The 19,853-nt window shown below is 69.9% G+C and carries 15 protein-coding genes; 9 read left to right on the forward strand and 6 right to left on the reverse strand.

The features are described 5' to 3' along the window. Nucleotides 1-62: 62 nt before the first annotated feature. The gene (locus tag QU602_RS02010) at nucleotides 63-821 is read right to left on the reverse strand and encodes a DeoR/GlpR family DNA-binding transcription regulator (protein WP_308798482.1); all 759 of its coding nucleotides are present in this window, start codon (nucleotides 819-821) and stop codon (nucleotides 63-65) included. A gap of 95 nt (nucleotides 822-916) precedes the next feature. On the opposite strand from QU602_RS02010, the gene QU602_RS02015 reads away from it, so the two are divergent. The 6 genes from QU602_RS02015 (at nucleotide 917) to QU602_RS02040 (ending at nucleotide 8,045) form a co-directional block, all read left to right on the forward strand. Beyond that, entirely contained in the window at nucleotides 917-1,666 is a 750-nt protein-coding gene (locus QU602_RS02015; RefSeq protein WP_308798483.1) for a DeoR/GlpR family DNA-binding transcription regulator, read from the forward strand. A gap of 214 nt (nucleotides 1,667-1,880) precedes the next feature. Next, on the forward strand, nucleotides 1,881-3,410 hold the full coding sequence (locus QU602_RS02020; protein ID WP_308798484.1) for a sugar ABC transporter ATP-binding protein: 1,530 nt from the start codon (nucleotides 1,881-1,883) through the stop codon (nucleotides 3,408-3,410). Further along, nucleotides 3,407-4,408, forward strand: coding sequence for an ABC transporter permease (locus QU602_RS02025; RefSeq protein ID WP_308798485.1), 1,002 nt, complete (start codon nucleotides 3,407-3,409; stop codon nucleotides 4,406-4,408). The genes QU602_RS02020 and QU602_RS02025 overlap by 4 nt, the downstream gene beginning before the upstream one ends. An 85-nt stretch (nucleotides 4,409-4,493) precedes the next feature. Beyond that, a complete protein-coding gene (locus QU602_RS02030; RefSeq protein ID WP_308798486.1) occupies nucleotides 4,494-5,474 on the forward strand; it encodes a sugar ABC transporter substrate-binding protein in 981 nt (326 codons plus the stop codon). Between the two features lie 91 nt (nucleotides 5,475-5,565). After that, entirely contained in the window at nucleotides 5,566-6,621 is a 1,056-nt protein-coding gene (locus QU602_RS02035; protein WP_308798487.1) for a 2-hydroxyacid dehydrogenase, read from the forward strand. Continuing rightward, nucleotides 6,618-8,045: a xylulokinase gene (locus QU602_RS02040; protein WP_308798488.1), complete on the forward strand. Its 1,428-nt coding sequence runs from the start codon at nucleotides 6,618-6,620 to the stop codon at nucleotides 8,043-8,045. The genes QU602_RS02035 and QU602_RS02040 overlap by 4 nt, the downstream gene beginning before the upstream one ends. Nucleotides 8,046-8,380: 335 nt before the next feature. Here the strand turns inward: QU602_RS02040 and rhaI are convergent, their stop codons facing one another. The 4 genes from rhaI to QU602_RS02060 all read right to left on the reverse strand — a co-directional run bounded on the left by rhaI (nucleotide 8,381) and on the right by QU602_RS02060 (nucleotide 12,528). Further along, nucleotides 8,381-9,547, reverse strand: coding sequence for an L-rhamnose isomerase (rhaI, locus tag QU602_RS02045; protein WP_308798489.1), 1,167 nt, complete (start codon nucleotides 9,545-9,547; stop codon nucleotides 8,381-8,383). Between the two features lie 47 nt (nucleotides 9,548-9,594). After that, nucleotides 9,595-9,960: an L-rhamnose mutarotase gene (locus QU602_RS02050; protein ID WP_308798490.1), complete on the reverse strand. Its 366-nt coding sequence runs from the start codon at nucleotides 9,958-9,960 to the stop codon at nucleotides 9,595-9,597. Nucleotides 9,961-10,672: 712 nt separating this feature from the next. After that, on the reverse strand, nucleotides 10,673-11,083 hold the full coding sequence (locus QU602_RS02055) for an L-rhamnose mutarotase (RefSeq protein ID WP_308798491.1): 411 nt from the start codon (nucleotides 11,081-11,083) through the stop codon (nucleotides 10,673-10,675). Nucleotides 11,084-11,088: 5 nt separating this feature from the next. Beyond that, nucleotides 11,089-12,528, reverse strand: coding sequence for an L-fucose/L-arabinose isomerase family protein (locus QU602_RS02060; protein WP_308798492.1), 1,440 nt, complete (start codon nucleotides 12,526-12,528; stop codon nucleotides 11,089-11,091). Nucleotides 12,529-12,704: 176 nt separating this feature from the next. Here QU602_RS02060 and QU602_RS02065 point away from each other — a divergent pair, with 176 nt between their 5' ends. The 3 genes from QU602_RS02065 to QU602_RS02075 all read left to right on the forward strand — a co-directional run bounded on the left by QU602_RS02065 (nucleotide 12,705) and on the right by QU602_RS02075 (nucleotide 18,732). Next, entirely contained in the window at nucleotides 12,705-13,721 is a 1,017-nt protein-coding gene (locus tag QU602_RS02065; protein WP_308798493.1) for a LacI family DNA-binding transcriptional regulator, read from the forward strand. Between the two features lie 382 nt (nucleotides 13,722-14,103). After that, nucleotides 14,104-17,970 (forward strand): family 16 glycoside hydrolase, encoded by a 3,867-nt coding sequence (locus QU602_RS02070; RefSeq protein ID WP_308798495.1) that lies wholly within the window; start codon nucleotides 14,104-14,106, stop codon nucleotides 17,968-17,970. A gap of 321 nt (nucleotides 17,971-18,291) precedes the next feature. Further along, entirely contained in the window at nucleotides 18,292-18,732 is a 441-nt protein-coding gene (locus QU602_RS02075) for a hypothetical protein (protein ID WP_308798496.1), read from the forward strand. A gap of 130 nt (nucleotides 18,733-18,862) precedes the next feature. Here QU602_RS02075 and rhaS read toward each other — a convergent pair whose 3' ends face one another. Next, nucleotides 18,863-19,846 (reverse strand): rhamnose ABC transporter substrate-binding protein, encoded by a 984-nt coding sequence (gene rhaS, locus QU602_RS02080; protein WP_457851476.1) that lies wholly within the window; start codon nucleotides 19,844-19,846, stop codon nucleotides 18,863-18,865. Between the last annotated feature and the right edge of the window lie 7 nt (nucleotides 19,847-19,853).

Here is a 19,853-nt window from a genome sequence, read left to right on the forward strand (position 1 = left end):
AGTATTTCAAGAAATAACACTCCTGGCAAGACCATCGGTGATCGCTGGGTGGGAGCGCGGCGTCAGACGAGGTCGACGAGGTCGCGGAACGGATCGAGGCGCGGGTCCTCGGGGGAGAGTTCGGTGACCATGATCGTCACCTCGCTCCAGGCCAGGCAGACCGCGACGTCACGCTGCTCGAGCTTGCTCGCGTCCACGCAGACCACCGTCTCGTCGGCCGCACCGGCGAACTCGCGCTTGACCTGGGCCTCCGCGAGCGTGACGTCGGAGGTGCCGTGGATCGGGTCGACCGCGCTCGCGGAGGCGAAGAAGCGGCGGTAGAGCATCGAGGCGGCCCCTCGGCACGCGAGCGGACCGACGAAGCTGTCGGTCGCCTCCTCGAGCTCGCCCCCGATGAGGACGGGGTGCGCCCCGGTGTTGCGTGCCGCGGTGAAGTTCTCCCAGGAGTTCGTCGCGACGATGAGCTCGGTGCGCTCGCCGAGCGTCGCCGCGATGCGGCCGGTCGTCGACGACGCGTCGAGGGCGACCGCCCCCGAGGCCGGGAGCAGCCGGAGCGCCTTCTCGGCGATCACGCTCTTGGCGCGCGCGTTCACCGAGCTGCGTTCGCGGAACGGGCGTGGCCCCGAGGGGGCGATCGCGCCGCCGCGGACGCGCCGCACAAGCCCCGCGGCCTCCATCTCCGCGAGATCGCGCCTGATCGTCATCGCCGAGACACCGAGCTCGGTGGCGGCCGCCTCGTGCTTGATGCCGCCATCGCGCTCGAGGATCGCGACCAGACGCGCGCGTCGGTGCTCGCCGTCCACCGAGCTCGCCATGGTCATGCAGCGATCATGCTCGATGGCCGCGTCGGCGCACAAATGGACGCCACCACGACGAGATCTCACAAGAACTCACGGAACTTGTACAATCCTGAGCAATGACGTCACTCGCCGCCGAAGAACGCCGCACGTGGCTGCTCGAACAGCTGCGTCACGCGAAACGCCTGTCGCTGGCCGAAGCGGCGGCGGAGCTCGGCGTGAGCGAGATGACGGTGCGCCGAGACCTGAACGGGCTCGAGGTCGGCGGGACGGTGCGGCGCGTCCGCGGCGGCGCCGTCTACTCGGGGCCCGTGAGCTTCCAGAGCCGTGACCGATCGCAGGCCGAGGAGAAGACGGCCATCGCCCATAAGATCCTGCCGCTGGTGCCGGAGCACGGCGTCATCGCGATGGACTCGTCCACCACGATGTACCGGTTGGCACAGGTGATCAGCGGCTCGGGCGATCTGGTCGTGGTCACCAACGGGCTGCTGACCTTTCAAGCACTGCAAGAACGCCCGGGCATCACGGCGATCCTGACCGGTGGTGCCGCGGACCGCCGCAGCGACTCCCTGATCGGCCCGGTCGCCACGGCGTTCCTCGAGACCATGCGCTTCGCCGTCTTCTTCGCGTCCACCGCCGCGGTGGACGAACGCGCGTGCTACGAAGACACGCTCGAGGAGGCGGAGATCAAGCGCGCGTTCGCGAGGTCGTCCGCACGCGTGGTTATCGGTGCGCATGCCGAGAAGCTCGGCGGCATCGCCACGGCGGCGTCGGTCCCGCTGAAGAGCGTGAGCACGCTCGTGACCGAGCTCGATCCCGCGAGCGCCGAACTCGCGTCCTACCACCAGGTCATCTCAGACGTGCGCTGAGCCGTCGACACGCTCGCTCCGTCGGTCGTGTCAGATGCGTGTGCGAGCGTGCGCGGCAGTGGCATCAAGTCCTCCGCTTCGCACCGGATGCGACGCGCTCGTGCCGTCTTCTGGGCAGGTATTGCTCACAACATCTGACAGGAATTGACAAACACGAACACGCTCGCCCAGAATGATCCCGCCCGACGAAGCGTCACAACGGAGTGGAGACACCATGGACAGCGCCGCGACCACCTCGCCAAGCACCCACTCCATCTCCGGCCTCGCGCTTCGCGTCGACTCGCTGGTCAAGGAGTATCCGGGCGTCCGCGCGCTCGACGGGGTCTCGCTCGACGTCCGGCCGGGCGAGGTCCACGCGATCGTGGGCGAGAACGGAGCCGGCAAGTCCACGCTCATCAAGACGCTCGCGGGCGCCGTCGAGCCGACGAGCGGCACGATCACGATCGACGGCGAGACGTACGAACGCCTGACGCCCCAGCTGTCGCGCGCCCTGGGCGTCGCCGTGATCTACCAGGAGTTCACGCTCTTCCCGAACCTGAGCGCCGTCGACAACGTGTTCCTCGGCGAGTTCCTGACCAAGGGCCTCGTGCTCGACCGGAAGACCATGACGGCCAAGGCCGAAGCCCTGTTCCGCCGGCTCGGGGTGCGCATCGACCCGCACGCGCTCGTCGAGACGCTGACGACCGGCTACCAGCAGATCGTCGAGATCGCGAAGGCCCTCTCGAAGGATGCCCGGCTGCTGATCATGGACGAGCCGTCGGCGCCGCTCACCTCGTCCGAGGTCGACGCCATGTTCGCCATCGTCGACGCGCTCAAGCGCGAGGGCATGACGATCATCTACATCTCGCATCGGATGGATGAGATCTTCCGCCTCGCCGACCGGGTCACCGTGCTCCGCGACGGGGCCTACATCACCACCGTCGAGACCGCGGCGACCACGAGGAACGAACTGATCACCGCCATGGTCGGCCGGGACCTGAACGACGAGTACCCCGTGCGGACGAACGCGATCGGCGAGCCCACCCTCACGGTGGAAGGCCTCACCGGGAACGGCGTCGAGCAGATCAGCTTCCAGGCGCACGCCGGTGAGATCCTCGGCTTCGCCGGCCTCATCGGCGCCGGCCGCACCGAGCTCATGGAGCTCATCTTCGGCAGCGTGAAGCCGGAGTCGGGGACCGTCGACCTCCACGGCAGGTCCGTGCTGTCGGTCAACCCGGCGCAGGCGATCCGCAACGGCATCGCGCTCGTTCCCGAGGACCGCAAGCGGCACGGCCTCGTCCTCGAGTTCTCCATCACGCAGAACATCTCGCTGCCGCTGCTCAAGGGCATGTCCCGCCTTGGCACGATTCCCTCCGCGAAAGAGGACCGGCTCGCGGCCGACTACATGCGGAGTCTCCGGATCAAGGCACCGAGCGGTCACGAGATCGTCGGCAACCTGAGCGGCGGGAACCAGCAGAAGGTCGTCCTGGCGAAGTGGCTCGCGACCGACCCCGAGGTGCTCATCTTCGACGAGCCGACGCGGGGCATCGACATCGGCGCACGCCACGAGATCTACCTGCTCATGAGCGAGCTGGCCGCACAGGGCAAGACGATCCTCATGATCTCGTCCGACATGGAGGAGCTCATCGGCATGTCGGACCGGGTCGTCGTCCTGAGAGAAGGCGTGCAGCAGGGCGTGCTCGAACGACCGGACATCAGCCAGGAGAACGTCCTCACCCTGGCCTCTGAAGGAGAACTCGTATGAAATCGTTCCGGATGCCGCGGGTGCAGGAGCTCGCGATCGTCATCGTCCTGATCCTGCTGATCGTCGCGTTCAGCATCCTCTCGCCGAACTTCCTGGACGCGAACAACCTGTTCAACATCATGCGGCAGGTCACGACGCTCGGCATCGTGGCGGTCGGCTTCGCCTTCGTGCTCATCACGGGCGGCATCGACCTCTCGGTGGGCTACCAGATCTCGCTCTACGTCGTGGTCTGCGGTCTGCTCATGACGCAGTTCAGCCTGCCGTGGCCGCTCGCGATCCTGCTCGTCCTCGGACTCGGCATCGGCATCGGACTCATCAACGGCGCCATCATCACCTTCACGGGGGTGGCGCCGCTCATCGTCACCCTGTCGATGATGACCATCCTGAACGGCGTCAGCTACCTGCTCTCGCGCGGCCTGCCGATCTCCGGGTTCCCGAGCGACTTCTCGATCCTGGGTCAGGGTGCGTTCTTCGGCATCCCGATCTCGCTGTTCGTCCTGCTCGCCGTGTGGGGCATCGGCCTGTTCATCATCGGGAAGACGTACCTCGGACGCTACTTCTACGCGATCGGCAACAACGTGGAAGCGGCACGGCTCTCGGGCGTGAACACGCGCCGCACCCTGCTGTTCGTCTATGCGATCTCCGGGCTGTTCAGCGCGGTCGGCGCGGTCCTGCTCCTCTCCCGGCTCAACTCGGCGCAGTCGGCGACCGGCGCGGGCTTCGAGTTCAGCGTGCTCACGGCCTGCGTGCTCGGCGGCGTCAGCGTCATGGGCGGTCGCGGCACGCTGTTCGGTGCCTTCATCGGCGTGCTCATCGTCGGCGTGCTCGACAACGGACTCGTGCTCCTGAACGTCAGCGAGTACGTCCAGCTCGTCGTCAAGGGCGTCATCCTCCTCGCCGCGGTCATCTACGACGCCATGTCCAAGGCGTCGCGGGGCCGTGCCAAGCGCATCGGCGGCGTGACGATCGTCCCCGAGAAGGCGCAGACGCCGGCCTGACCCGGCCCGACCCCCGAACCGCGCCAACACACCCCGCACTCCGCCAACGAACCCTGCACTCTGCCAACGAAAGGAAACGCACCCCATGAAGAAGAAGATCAGCGCCATGGTCGCCGCTGCGGCCGTGGTGATCGGACTCGCCGCCTGCAGCAGCGACGGGTCCACCGCCTCCGAGGCCGGCGGCGACACGTACGACGTCGGCATCACCTTCTCCGACCTCAGCAACCCCGTGTGGGCCGAGCTGGTCCAGGAGGCGCAGAGCTACGGCTCCGAAGAGGGCATGTCCGTCAACTACGTCGACGCGACGAGCGACGCCGCCAAGCAGGTGACCCAGATCGAGAACTTCATCCAGCAGGGCGTCGACGCGATCATCGTCTGCGCCGTGGACGCGAACGCCGTCGCCGATGTGACCAAGCGCGCCCAGGACGCGGGCATCAAGGTCGTCGGCTACACCCAGGTGCTCGAGAACTACGACGCCCAGTACCTCGTCGACGCGTACAACACCGGCTACGCCAACGGTGAGGCGGCCGCGGCCTGGATCAACGAGAACTACGCCGACGAGCCCGTCGTGGAGTGGGGCCTCATGGACCTGCCGACCTTCCCCGAGATCATCGACCGCGCCAACGGCATCAAGGACGCGATCGCCGAGCTCGCGCCCAACGCCGAGCTCGTCGCGACCGCGTCGGCGCTCACCGCCGAGGAGGGCGTCAAGAACGCCGAGAACTTCCTCCAGGCGAACCCGAACCTCAAGGTCATCGCCACGATCGGTGGCGGCGGCGCACAGGGCGGCAACGAAGGCGTGAAGGCCAGCGGCATCACCGACTACGACTCGTTCGGGCTCTTCGGCATCGACGCGACCGACATCGAGATCCAGAACATCATCAAGGGCGACCCGCAGAAGGCCTCCATCAGCCTCGGCGGCGGCAAGGCCCACGGCCGCACCCTGATCGACATCACCGGCGGCCTGCTCGCGGGCAACGATGTCGAGAAGGACCAGTACATGCCGGTCGAGGTCATCACGATCGAGAACGCCCAGGCCTACTACGACGAGGTCTTCGGCAAGTAACACCAGACGGATGCTCCGGGCACATGTCGTGCCCGGAGCATCCGCCGCCCGTCGCCCTGCCAGCACCGCCCCTCAGTGAAAGAACGCCGACATGACGAAGATCCTTGCCGCTGGAGACCGCTTCATCCGGTCCTCCCTGTTCCGAGCCTCGCTCGAGCATGCGCTCGGTGACCGGCCGGCCGAGATCGTCGAGCTCGAGTTCGCGTGGCCGGACGAGCCCTTCGGGCGGGTCGGCGAGGTCGACGAGGCATCCGGCGACGAGGACCAGCTGATCGCGGCCCTCGAGGGCGCGACCGCCATCGTCACGCAGCTCGCGCCCATGACCGAGCGCGTGATCGCCGCGTCACCGGAGCTTCGCCTCATCGCGGTGTCGCGCGGCGGGCCGACCAACATCAACCTCGACGCCGCGCGCCGGCACGGCGTGGCGGTCGCGAACGTCCCCGGCCGCAACGGCATCGCGACCGCCGAGATGACCATCGGGCTCGCACTCGCGCTGCTGCGCCGCATCCCGCTCTCGCACGCGAGCCTGCTCGACCGGCAGTGGCGCGGCGACCTCTACCGGCACGACGCCGTCGGGGCCGAGGTATCCGGCGCGGTGATCGGCCTGCTCGGCGCCGGCGCCGTCGGCGCGCACGTCGCGAAGGTGTTCCGGGCGATGGGCGCCGAGGTGCTCGTGTTCGACCCGTACCTGCCCGCGGGGGCGCTCGAGGGTGTCGTGCAGCGCGTCGACTCGATCGACGAGCTGTTCGCCCGCTCCGACCTGCTGTCGGTGCACGCGCGGCTCAGCGACGAGACCCGTCACGTCGTCAACGCCGAGCGGCTCCGGCTCATGCGGCCGGGCTCGCGCCTCGTCAACGCCGCACGCGGCGGTCTGGTCGATTACGATGCCGTGGCGGAGGCGATCTCGCGCGGTCACCTCGCCGGTGCGGCGTTCGACGTGTTCCCGGAGGAGCCGGTCGACTTCACCCACCCCATCTTCACGCTCGCCGACCAGGGGAAGGACATCGTGCTCACGCCCCACATCGCCGGTGCGAGCCTGCAGACCGCGGAGCGCGCCGCCGACGGGGTCGCCGAAGAGGTCCGCCGTCTGCTCGACGGCGAGCCGCTGCGCAACCCGCTCGTCGACCTGTCTGCGGCTCCGGCGTGAGCCGGCGGGTCCTGCTCGGCCTCGACGTGGGCACGAGCTCGGTCAAGGCGGTCACGACCGATCTCGCGGGCCGACGGGTCGCGGATGCGTCGGTGCGGTATCCGACGAGCACCGAGGGCGCGGCCGCGGAACAGGACGCCCGAGCGTGGTGGGCGGCCGTGGTCGAGGCGACGCGCGGGCTCACCGCTGACGTCGAGGTCGTCGCGGTGGCCGTGACCTCGCAGGCGCCGACATTCGTGCCGGTCGGCGCCGACGACGAGCCCACCGCCCCAGCGCTGACCTGGCTCGACCGCCGCGCCGCCGTCGAGGCGGCGCGGATCGCCGAGGTCGTGCCCGATTCTCGGAACGGCGCCGACCCGTTCTTCGGCACCGCGAAGCTGCCGTGGCTCGCGGCGAACCGTCCCGAGGCGTTCGACCGGGCTGAGCACGTGCTCACCGCCAACGGCTACATCGTGCGCCGACTCACGTCCGTGAGTGTGCTCGACGACACCTCGGCATCGCTCATGCAGGGCTTCGACGACGCACACGACGGCTTCGACCCCGCGTTGCTCGACGCGGAGCCGTCGCTGCGGAAGCTCGCGCCGATCGTGCCGGCTCTGACGATCGTCGGCGCCGTGACCTCCGCGGCCGCGGCGGCCACCGGCATACCCGCGGGCACGCCCGTCGCGGCCGGCGGCATCGACTCGATCGGCTCGGCCATCGAGGCCGGCGCGGTCGCAGCCGGCGGACCGCTCGTCGACATGACCGGGTTCTCGAGTGTGACGATCCTGCCGGTGCCGCGCGGCACCCGGGTGCCGGGATTCATCCACTCCCGGCACTGCGTGCCCGGACTCGACCTGCTCATCACGGCGCAGGTCACCGCGGGAGCGACCATCGACTGGGTGAACGGGCTCGACGAGAGCCGGGATCTCCGTGACGACGAGCGGCTGCTCGCGCGCGAGCGGCCGTCCCGGCTCACGATGGTCACGAGCCTCGCCGGCGAACGCACGCCGACCTGGAACCCCCGCTCGCGCGGGATCGTCGACGGGATCGACCTCGCCACCGACAGCACCGAGCTGCTGCTCGCGGCGATGGAGGGCAACGCACGCGCGCTCGCGACCGACGTCGCGGCCATCGAACGCGCCGGATTCCCCGTATCGCACCTGCTCAGCACGGGTGGCGGCGCGCGTTCGCGCGCCTGGCTGCAGATCAAGGCCGACGTGCTCGGCGTGCCGGTGCATCGCGCGGAGCGCGGTCACGGCGCCGCGCAGGGTGCGGCCGTGCTCGCGGGAGTCGCGGCGGGCGAGATCGCGTCGTTCGCGGACGTGGTCGGCGCGGAGTCGGATCGGGATGAGCGGTTCGAGCCCGACGCGGGGCGGACGGCCGCGTACCGTGCGGGCGCGCAGCGTTACGCCGAGCTCGCGGCGCTCAACGCGACGCGCTGAGCGCGCGGTGCGCCGCGCTGGGCTCCCGGTGGGCTCGCGCCGGGGCTCGCGGTGGGCTCGCGCCGGGGCTCGCGGTGGGCTCGCGCCGGGCTCCTCGTTCGTGCTCGCGAGGACCCGCCGAGCCCTACCGAACGGTCGCGGATGGCGAGTGCTGCGCGTGACGACCCACCATTCGTGACCGCTCGGCACTCGCGCTGCCCCGCACACCGCTGCGGTGCGAGCCCCTGAGCACGACCGAACGGTCGCGGATGGTGGGTGTTGCGCAATGCAACCCGCCATCTGCGACCGTTCGAGGAGCCGGTCGATGGGTGCTCGGGTGTCGATGGGTGCTGGAGTTATGCGCCCCAGCTGGCCTGGACACCGCCGACGCGCTCCTCGGCGATCTTCGCCAGGTACCCGGAGTCCGCGAACGCCTTCATCGGGTCCGCGGGCAGGCCCCGCGACTCGCGCCACTCGGCGAGGGCCGGGCGAACGTCGGTGTAGAACGCGTCCATGAACACGGCATTGGCGCCGAGCACGTCACCCGCGAGCTGGGCGGCGCGGAGCGCCTCCTCGTCGACGAGCAGTGCGCGCGCGGTCATCTCCTGCACGTTCAGCACGCTGCGGATCTGGCCGGGGATCTTGTCCTCGACGTTGTGGCACTGGTCGAGCATGAACGCGACATCGGGGTCGCCGTAGCCGCCGCCGCGGATGACCTCGAAGATGATGCGGAACAGCTGGAACGGGTCTGCCGCGCCCACGATCAGGTCGTCGTCGGCGTAGAACCGGCTGTTGAAGTCGAACGAGCCGAGCTTGCCGAGGCGCAGCAGCTGCATCACGATGAACTCGATGTTCGTGCCCGGCGCGTGGTGACCCGTGTCGAGGCAGACCATGGCCTTGTCGCCGAGCGCGGCGACCTGGGCGTACGAGGTGCCCCAGTCCGGGACATCCGTGTGGTAGAACGCCGGCTCGAAGAACTTGTACTCGAGCACCAGACGCTGGTCGTCACCGAGTCGCGCGTAGATCTCCTGCAGCGACTCGTGCAGGCGGTCCTGGCGGCCGCGCAGGTCGGCCTGGCCCGGGTAGTTCGAGCCCTCGGCGAGCCAGATCTTCAGGTCGCGGCTGCCGGTCGCGTCCATGATGTCGATGCACTCGAGGTGGTGGTCGATCGCCTTGCGGCGGATCGCGGCATCCTCGTGCGTCAGCGCGCCGAACTTGTAGTCGTCGTCCTGGAACGTGTTCGAGTTGATGGTGCCGAGCGTCACACCGAGGTCCTCGGCGTGGCGGCGGAGGTCGTCGTACGAGTCGACCTTGTCCCACGGGATGTGCAGCGCCACCGCCGGTGCGAGCGCGGTGTACTTCTGCACCTGCGCGGCATCGGCGATCTTCTCGTACGGGTCACGCGGCGTGCCGGGCGTCGTGAAGACCTTGAAGCGCGTGCCGGAGTTGCCGAACGCCCAGCTGGGCAGCTCGATGGCCTGCTTGACCAGCTGGTCTTGGATGTGTTGCGGGAGGGTGCTCACGGGGTTCCTGCTTTCTCGTGGTGTGGGATGTCTCGTGGGCTCGCGGGTCAGCGCTCGAGGTCGAGCGCGGCGAGCTGGTCTTCGAGGTGGAACACCTCGCGGAGTCGTGGCGCGCCCTGGTCGGGGCGGCCGTCGAGGGAGATGAAGAAGGGGGCCATGTCGGCCTCCCATGCGGCGGTTCGCGGGTCGGCTTCGAGTGCGCGCTGGGATGCCTCGTCGTCATCGGTCTCGTAGTAGCCGATGAGCAGCCCGTCAGGGCGGAGGAAAAGGGAGTAGTTGCGGCGCCCGGACGCCTCGATGGCGCGCAGCATGTCGGGCCAGACGGCGGCGTGCCGCTCGGTGTACTCGTCGAGGCGGGCCGGGTCGACCTGGAGGTGGAAGCACACTCGCTGCGGCTTCGTGCTCAGGCTCATCTTCGAGCTCTCCGTTCAGTGTTGCCGAGCTGGAGCAGAGGTCTCGTCCAGCGGGGATCCACCTCGGGTCCGACCCGAAGATGAATCGTTTCAAGAGTACGTCGCACTGATGCGGAACGCAACTCTCTGCGCGCCGCTCACGGGAGGTTCCCCAGGTGCGCGCCGCGGGCGGTACGGGCGGCGCGCGCTGCCCGCTGCGCCGGCCCTGGCCCCTCGCCATTCCTTGCTCAGGAAGATGTGGCCGACGCGCCGTGTCGGCGGCCGTTGTGGGCGGCGTGTCGGCTCGCGGTTCCTGAGCTGGGATTCGGGGTGCTGGCCGTGGGGTGTGGCGCGCGCTGACGTCGGGGGAGCGCCGGGTCGACGTCGCTTCGCATCCTTGCTCAGGAAGATGTGGCGGACGCGCGGTGTCGGCGGCCGTGACGGGCGGCGTGTCGGCTCGCGGTTCCTGAGCTGGGATTCGGGGTGCTGGCCGTGGGGTGTGGCGTGCGCTGACGTCGGGGGAGCGCCGGGTCGACGTCGCTTCGCATCCTTGCTCAGGAAGATGTGGCGGACGCGCGGTGTCGGCGGCCGTGACGGGCGGCGTGTCGGTCCGTGGTTCCTGCGTTGGGATTCGGGGTGCTGGCCGTGGGGTGTGGCGTCGCCGATGCGCGGGGATGCGTCGCCGATGCGCGGGGACGCGTCGCCGATGCGGCCGGCGGTGTTCGTGCGCCGGTCAGTGGTGCTCGTCGGCCGCCCGGAGCTGGTCTTCCAGGTGGAACACCTCGGGCAGGCGGACGAAACCCTCGTCGGGTCGCCCGGCGAGCTCCTCGAAGAACGGCCCCATCTCGGCCTGCCAGCGGGCGTTGATCTCGAGCGCGGCCATGCCGGCCTGGGCGGCCGCGAAGTCCGTCGTCTCGAGGTAGCCGATCAAGAGTCCGTCGTCGCGGAGGAACAGCGAGTAGTTGCGCCAGCCGGTGGCCTCGAGCGCGCGCAGGAACTCGGGCCAGACCGCAGCGTGACGGGCCCGGTACTCGTCGAGCCGGTCGGCGCGCACCTGCAGCTGGAAGCAGACGCGCTCGACGCGCTCGGGGCGCTCGACGGGCTCGACGCGCTCGACGCGCGGGCGCTCCTCGTCGGTGGACATCGGGCTCACACCCGACGGAAGTCGATGCCGAGCAGCGAGGCCGCGGCGCGGTAGTCGGCGGAGCGGTGACCGATCGAGAGCGACCAGTGGTGGCCGACGCCCGTCGCCGACCACTCGTCGACCCACTCGCCCGGGTCGCGACCGAAGTCGACACGACTCGTCGTGTTGCCGATCTCGAGCAACGGACCGGGCACGACCGTGCCCTCGGAGGCGATGAACGAGAGCGAGCCGTCGCGGTCCTGCCCGAGCCCGAGCAGCGTGACGGGGCCGGGCTGCACGTCGAACTCGACGGAGACGCCCCATCCGCGTTTGCCGTGGTAGACGCCGAGTCCGCGCAGCAGCGGGTCACGGCCCGACACTGCGAGGTGCGCGGGGCCGTCGTGACCCATCTCGACGACGCCGTCCTCGAAGTTGAGGGCCTGGATCTCGCAGAACGAGCCGCCCGCACCGACGACCTGCGTCGCGAGCTGGGCGACGGTCGTGCGCAGCTCGTACTCGCCGGTCGCGGGGATGCCGCGCGCGGTCAGCAGCGAGGCGCCGAGGATCATGCCCGCGCCGAGGCGCTCGTGCTGCTCGCCGTCGAGTCCGCGGTGGTAGTACGCGAGCGAGTCGAGGTCGAAGTCGTCGATGAGCCGGTCGAGTCCGACGGACACCTTCGCACCCCAGGCGAAGTCCTCGTCGACCACGGTGTCGTCGAGCGTGAACAGCTCGCGCGCGAGCGCCATGCGATCGGCGACCTGCGCGTCGGTGACCTCGTCGACGCGCACGCGGAGGTCGTCGAACTCGAGCACCTCGACGTGCGACCCGAACGTGGTCGGCAGCAGGGTCAGGTCGGTCGAGACATCCAGCATGCCGGGGTAGAGGTGACCCATGAGGCCGTGCCGGGCGTGGCGCAGAGCTGCACGTACGTGCGCGGCGCGGATCCACTGGCCGATGCGCTCCCACGCCGACTCCTGACGGAGCCAGCCCGACACCGAGCGGAACGGGATGCCCGCGCGGCGGAAGACGTTGCCCACCTCGGGCACCGGGCATTGGCCGCAGTACGCCAGCCACGCGCCGGTGTCGAAGGAGGCGTGGTCCATCTTCTCGGTCGGCTGCAGGTCGATCACGAGCACGGGGGTGTTCGCGCGCTGCGCGATCGGCAGCACCATCGAGCTCGTGAGGTAGGTCGTGAGGAAGAGCACGATGAGGTCGCAGTCCTCGCGGCGGAGCTGTTCGGCTGCGGCGGCGCCCTCCTGCGCGTCGGAGATGAAGCCGACATCGGTCACGTCGGCGTCCATCTGCTGGAAGCGCTCGGAGACGTAGCGCGCGGACTCCTGGAGCTGGGGCAGCAGGTCGGGGAACTGCGGCCAGTAGGTGCCGAGGCCGCCCGCGACGAGTCCGATGCGCGGCTTGCGGCGCGCCTTCGGTGGCAGGAGGTGGTCGATCGAGGTTGCCTGCGACATAGGAGGTCCTTCGGGGTGTGTCGGGTTGGAACGCAGCGGAACATCGCCGGGTCAGTGCGGAATTGAATCGATTATATTCCGGGTTCCACTCTCCTCCCGATCGGGGGCGCTGTCAACCGCGTGTGCGGGCCCGCCAATGGCGGCTCGCGGTCCTGAATAGTGATTGACTGAGTGCCGTGTCTGCGCGCCGTGATCTCGGGCTCGCCGCTGTCGCGAAGCGGGCGGGCGTGTCGACGGCGACCGTGTCGAACGCGCTGAACCGCCCAGAGATCGTCCGCGCCGAGACCCGCGAGCGCATCCAGAAGGCGATCGACGAGCTCGACTTCGTGCCGAACCGCGCGGCGGCCACGCTGCGGCAGGGGCACAACCGGCTGCTCGGCCTCGTCATCCCCGACATCACGAACCCGTTCTACGCGGCGATCGTCGACGCGGTCGTCGATGCGGCCGATCGCGAGCGGTACGCGGTCGCGCTCTGCGCGAGCCACGACGATCCCGCGCGCGAGCGACGCCACCTCTCGGTGCTCGCCGAGCAGCGCGCTGCCGGCGCCATCGTGGTGCCGCTCACCGCCGACTCGTCGCGGCTCGCCCACCTCCGGCTGATCGGATCGCGGCTCATCATCGTCGACCGCGTCGCCGACACCGCCGAGAACTGCTCGGTCGCGGTCGACGACGTGTACGGCGGGCGCCTGGCCGTCGAGCATCTGCTGACCTGTGTCGGCGAGGGCATCACGCTCGTCAACGGGCCGACGTCGATCCCGCAGTGCGCGAGCCGCCGCGAGGGCGCGCTCGCCGCGCTCACCGAGCACGACGGCCCCCAGGCGCGGTTGACCGAGTACGAGGTCGCCGAGATGACGATCGACGCGGGTTTCGAGGTCGGCGTGCGGGTCGCCGCCGACGGCGCGCCGCGGCGGATCTTCTGCACGAACGACCAGCTCGCGACCGGGGTCATGCGCGGGTTGGCATCGGCCGGCGTGCGGGTTCCCGACGAGGCATCCGTCGTCGGCTACGGCGACCTCTCGCTCGCGAGCCCCGAACACGACGTGCTCACCTCGGTGAACCAGCCCAAGCAGGCGCTCGGTGCCGAAGCGGTGCAGCTGCTCCTCGAGGAGCTCACCGAGGGCGATCGGCACGAGCACGAGGCGCGGATGCTCCGGCCGGAGCTCGTCCTCAGATCCTCGACGCGCTCGCGGTAGCGCCGAAGGCGATCGTCCGGCGCCGTGCCCACGCGCGAGCGCCGCCGGCGAATCCTTGCTCAGGACGTTCAGGATGCCTCGCCGGCGTGTCGCGCGCTACGCACCGCGTGTCGTACCGCGATTCCTGAGCTGGGAACGGTGACGGCGGCGTCCTGCCTGGCGGGACAGCCTGATGCGCGCCCGCCGACGGCGAGCCTGGCGCGCGCCCGTGGATGGCGCGGCTGGTGCGCGCCCGCCGACGTAGAGCGCCGGCCTCTTGACGCGAAGCGGCGAGCTGCTTTACGTTTTAATCGATTCAACTGAATCGATTGAATTCACCCTGTCCGGTCAACGACGATTGGAAGCCGTCACCGTGCCATTCCATCAACGCCGTACGCGGCGTGTGAGAACGCTCCGTCTCGCCACCGTCACCGCCGCCATAGGCGCTCTCGTCGGCGGACTCCTCCTCCCGTCTGCGGCCACCGCGGCCCCCAATGCGGCGGCGATCCTCGCCGAGGATCCGCAGCTCGTCGTCCCCGGGTTCGACGTCGACGCCTTCGCCGCACCCGACGACGCGCGCCCCGCCGTGCTCTGGTTCTGGGATCGAGTGCAGAGCCGTGAGCAGGTCGAGGCCAAGCTCGACTCCATCCAGGCCGCCGGGTTCACCGAGACCGTCATCTTCCGATGGGCGTCGAACCTCCCCGAGGCGTATTTCAGCGAGGCCTGGTTCGACCGCGTCGAGCACCTGCTGAGCGCCGCACGCGATCGCGGACTGACCGTGTGGCTCAGCAATGACGCCCAGTTCCCGAGCGGATCGGCCGGTGGATTCATCATCAACGGCGGTCAGGTCGGCGACACGACCTACGAGCCGCGACCCGAACTCGGGGTGAAGACCCTCAAATACGACGGCGCCGCACTCCGGACCGGCGGCGGCCCGATCGAGCTGCACCCGCTGTTCGGCACCTCGCTCCGGCTCGAAGACGGGCGTATGGTCGCCGACTCGTCGACCGCGCCCGGAATCACCCTGCTCCGTGACAGCGCGGACTGGACCGACTACACGGTCGTCGCCGACTTCGCGATCCGTCAGGCCACTGCCGGGTTCATGGTGCGTTCGAGCGATGACCGCAACGGATACCTCGTCGATGTGCGCACCGACGGCGGCGTCGACATCTGGCGCCAGACCAACGGCAACTTCACGCGGATCCATCCCAACACCCCGCGCCCAGGGTTCGACCCGACCGGCGACCACCGGATCGAGATCCAGGTCGCCGGCAACGAGATTCGCGTGACCCTCGACGACATCGCCCTGCCGGTCGTCACCGACTCGGCGCATCCGGCCGGCGGCGTCGGCATGCGCGTCGACGGGCCCCAGGTGTGGGAGCTCGACGACCTGGCCGTCACCGCAACCGACGGCGCCGAGCTGTTCGCCTCGGCGTTCGACGACGACGCGGCGCTCGCCGCGTGGGACACCGAAGCCCGCTACCTCGAGAACGTCGTCGCGGTCACCGCGCGGCCCGCATCCGGCGAGGGCGCGAACGACGTCGACCAGATCATCGACGTCACCGACGCCTACCGCAGCGAGTCCGGTGAGTGGACGGCGCCCGAGGGCCAGTGGCGCCTCGAGGCGTACAGCTGGGCGCCGCGCGGCGGCGACCGGGCCCACTATGCCGACGTCATGAGTGCCGAGGCGCAGCAGCTCTACCTCGACATCATCTACGACGAGTACTACGAGCGCTTCTCCGAGTACTTCGGCACGACGTTCATCGGCTTCGCCGACGACGAGCCCGAGGTCGGCCGCCACGGCGACGACCTGCCGCCGTGGTCGCCGGATCTCGGCGACCGGATCGAGGACGGTGGGCTTCCGCTCGCCGCGATGATCGCCTCGATCTACCAGGACTTCGGCGCCGGAGGCGACGAGCTCCGCGCGAAGTACTACCAGGAGATGTCGGACCAGTGGGCCGACACGTACTGGAAGTCGAAGTTCGAGTGGGCCGACGAGCACGGGATCAACATGATCTCGAACCCGCTCTACGACGAGTACGGGCCGGCCGGCCGGCTCCACGAGAGCGGCAACCTGATGACCATGCACCAGTGGGCGCAGGTGCCGGGCACCGACCTCATCTACGACCACGTCGAACGAGGCTACGTGCGGCACCTGCCGCGCGAACCAGCGAGCGTGGCGCATCAGCTCGGATACCCGCTCGTCTACGACGAGATGATGGGCGCCACCGGCTGGCACAAGACGGTCGAGGACTCGCGCGTCGGCGTTGCCATGTCGGCGGTGCGCGGCATCAACAAGGCGCTCTATCACGCGACGTTCGACGCCCCGCTGACCGCTCCCTACCCGCCCGTCTACGGCGACACCAATGTGTGGTGGAAGTTCGTGCCGCAGTTGAACGAGTGGACGGCTCGGCTCATGCAATTCGGCCGGCACACCACCGCGGCCGAGACAGGGCTCGTGCAGATGCAGCGCGCTGCTGAGATGGTGCAGCGTGGTGACGAGGCATCCGTCGACGTGCCGTACTACGCGGCGCAGCGCGGCCTCGAGGACGTGCAGATCGACTTCGACATCGTGGACGAGGGCGCGTTGAGCGATGACGCGGCCAACCTCGCGCACGCGGTCGTGACCGACGACGGCGCGTTGCAGGTCGGTGAGGTGCAGTACCGGACCATCGTGGTGCCGAGTGCGCCGGTGATGTCGCTGGCGGCCGCGGAGCGGCTGCTCGAATTCGTCGAGGCCGGTGGCGAGGTCGTCTTCGCCGGCGGTGCGCCCGAGCGTGAGATCGGTCAGCGCGACGGTGAGCTCGCCGAGGTGGTCGCGGCGATGATCGCGGCCGGCGGTGAGCGGGTGGTCGTGACGGCGGATGCCGCGGACGCCGGTGCTGCGGCGGCCGGGTTCGGCCGGGCGGCGGTGACGCTCGCGGAGCCCGACTCGCAGGTGCGGGTGCTGCGGTTCGAGCAGGACGGCACGTCGGGCTTCATGCTTCTCAACGAGGGCACCGAGGCGGTATCGACGGACGTCACGTTCGGCGTGGCGGGCGTGCCCGTGCTCTGGGACCCGGACACCGGCGACGTCGGCGAGCTGGCGACGTACCGGATCGGCGACGCATCGACGACGGCACCGCTCACGCTCGAGCCGTTCGTGCCCGTCGGCGTGACGGTCTCGCCCGAGATGACCCCGTCTGCGCACGCGCTCGAGGTCGACGGACCCGCGAAGGTCGTCGGCGTGACCGCCGAGGACGGCACGATGAGTGTCGACCTGCGAAGCGACACCGCGGGGGAGACCTCGGTGCTCGCGACCGACGGCGCGATGCTGTTCTCCGGCACGCACACCGCGCCCGAGCTGCCCGGTGCGGTCGCGCTGGACGGCACCTGGTCGGTCGCGGTCGGCACCGGCTCGGCACAGAACCGCGAACTCGGGTCGTGGACGGAGTTCGCGCCGAACCACTCCGGCGATGTGACCTACACGCGCGACGTCGACGTGCCGGACGCGGATGTCTCGTGGGTGCTCGATCTCGGCGATGTCAGAAATGCCGCGCTCGTCGAGGTCGACGGCGAGCAGGTCGCCAGCGTCGTCAATGCGCCGTTCCGGGTCGACCTCGGTGGTCTGCTCGAGCCGGGAACGCACGAGATCTCGGTCACGGTGACGAACACCGACGCCAACGCGCGCGGCGGCATCTACACGTCGGGCCTGCTCGGCCCGGTCGCGCTGACGCCGTACACGACGACGACGGTCGAGCTCGCCGAGTACCAGGCACCGGACCCCGTGCTCACGGTCGCGCATGCGACCGTCGCGCCGGGTGACGAGCAGGTCGTCACCGGCAGCGGCTTCGCGGGCGAGGCCGAGTACGCGCTCGAGCTGCAGTCCGAGCCGGTCGCGCTCGGCACGGTCGGCACGGACGCCGAGGGCGGGTTCACGTTCGCCTTCACCGTGCCGCAGGACCTGACCGCCGGCGAGCATGCCGTCGTGGCGTTCGCCGACGGGGTCGAGGTCGCGCGAGCGTCCTTCACGGTCGTGGTGGACGGCGGGCCGGGTGGTCCTGGTGGTCCCGGTGGTCCGGGTGGTCCCGGCGGTCCCGGTGGTGGCGACACCGGCGGTGGCCCGGGCGAGCCCGGCACCCCGCCAGGATCCTCCGGTGGTGACGGCGGCTCGCTGGCCTCGACCGGTGTGACCGGCGTCGTCGCACTGCTCCTCGCCGCCGCGGCCCTGCTCGGCCTGGGCCTGCTCGCCAAGCGCCGCGGCTCCCTGCGCCGCATCCGCTCGGAGTGACCGGGGCGGCCCCCACCGCCTGAACCAGACGCCGGCCCGTCGACACGCAGCACGCGTGACGGCGGGCCGGCGTCGTCGTGCGCCGGCCGAGACCTGAGGCGTCATCCCGAGGCCGCGACCAGTCGTCGGGAGATTCGGCCGACACGCCGCGTGCGACCGGTGGATCGTCGGCGTGGCGTCGGATGTTCCCGACGACTCGCCGCGAGCCCGCGCCGCGGGCGTTCGGATGCTTCGGCGGATGAGCATGCACGAAACCCAGAATGCATACTAGGATGCGGATGGTGTGGCATCGGTGCCGCACCGCACAGGAAGGGGCATCCGATGCTGGGAAGCCAGGTTCAGATCCGCCGTCGCGTCGGGCTCGCCGTCGCGCTGAGCGGGGTCGTCGTGGCGCTGGGCGCGATCGCAGCGCCGGCGGCCGCGATGGCCGAAACGCCGCCGAGCGCTGCCGCGGGTTCGGTCGACTTCGGGGCCGTCACACTCGTCGAGGGCGGGGCGGCCGTCACCGCGTCGGTCACCATCACCTGTGGCCCGGGCACGGTGTCTCCCGTGCCCTTCGGGCTCAAGATCGTGCAGGTCGATCTCAATGGCGGCGTCGCGTCCGGGGCGGTCACCGGCATCGGGAGCTGCGGTGAGCCCACGACGGTCGCGCTGCACTCCACGGGCGACCTGTTCGCGGTCGGCCCGGCGTCGGGCCAGGTGTACGCCCTCCAGGCGGGCGGGCCGGTCACGCGCGCGAGGCACTTCCAGATCATGGGCTGAGCCGGATCACGGGCTGACCCGGATCACGGGCTGACTCGGCTCGCCGGCTGAGCGACGGGAACCACGCAGAAACGGCGGATGCCCCGGGCATGAGCCCGGGGCATCCGCTGTCTGAGGTGACGACGAAGACTTAGAAGTCGTAGTCGTCGATGTTGTCGGCGTTGAAGACCGTCGGCGGGCCGACGATGACGACGCCGCCCTCACCGACCTCACGCTCGCCGAGCTCGCCGGCCTCGAAGGTGTCACCCTCGGCGCCGGTGATGGTGCCGTCGGCCAGCGCCTTGCCGGCGAACGCCGACACGTAGCCGAGCTGAGCCGGGTCCCAGAGCGCGAACTCGGTGACGGTGCCGTCCTTGACGAACGGACGCATCTCGTTCGGCAGACCGAGGCCGGTCAGCGCGACCTGGCCCTTGTACTCCGACGTCGAGAGGTAGCGAGCCGTCGCGGCGATGCCGACCGTGGTGGGCGAGATGATGCCCTTCAGGTTCGGGTACGCCTGCATGAGGCCCTGGGCCTCCTGGAACGACTTGGTGTCGTCGTCGTCGCCGTAGACCTTCGCGACGAGCGTGATGTCCGCGTAGTCGGGGTTGGAGTCGAGCTCCTCCTCGATGTACTTGATCCACTCGTTCTGGTTGGTCGCGTTCGCCGTCGCCGACAGGATCGCGATCTCGCCCGAGCCGCCGATCTGCTCAGCGATGAGCTCGACCTGGATCAGCGCGACGTCCTTCGCGACCACCTGGCTGATGAACACGTCGCGGCAGTCGGGGTTCGTGTCCGAGTCGAACGCGACGATCTTCGCGCCACCGGCGCGCGCCTCTTCGAGCGACGAGCACACCGCGTCGGGGTCGTTCGCCGCGATCACGATGACGTTCGTGCCGGCCTGCGTCTCCGCGTTGATGAACGAGACCTGGCTCGACGCGCTCGCGTCGAGCGGTCCGACGACCTCGCTGGATGCGAAGCCGGCGGCCTCAGCGCCCTCTTCGCCGCCACCGAGCACGACGTCGGTGTACGGGTTGTTCAGCTGCTTCGGGATGAAGGTGATGGTCTGGTCGCCGTCCGAGCCCGAGCCGCCGCCTTCACCGCCTCCGCCGCCATCGCTTGCACACCCCGTCATGACCAGT

Origin of the sequence: Agromyces protaetiae (assembly GCF_030866785.1) — a bacterium.
Lineage (GTDB): Bacteria > Actinomycetota > Actinomycetes > Actinomycetales > Microbacteriaceae > Agromyces > Agromyces silvae.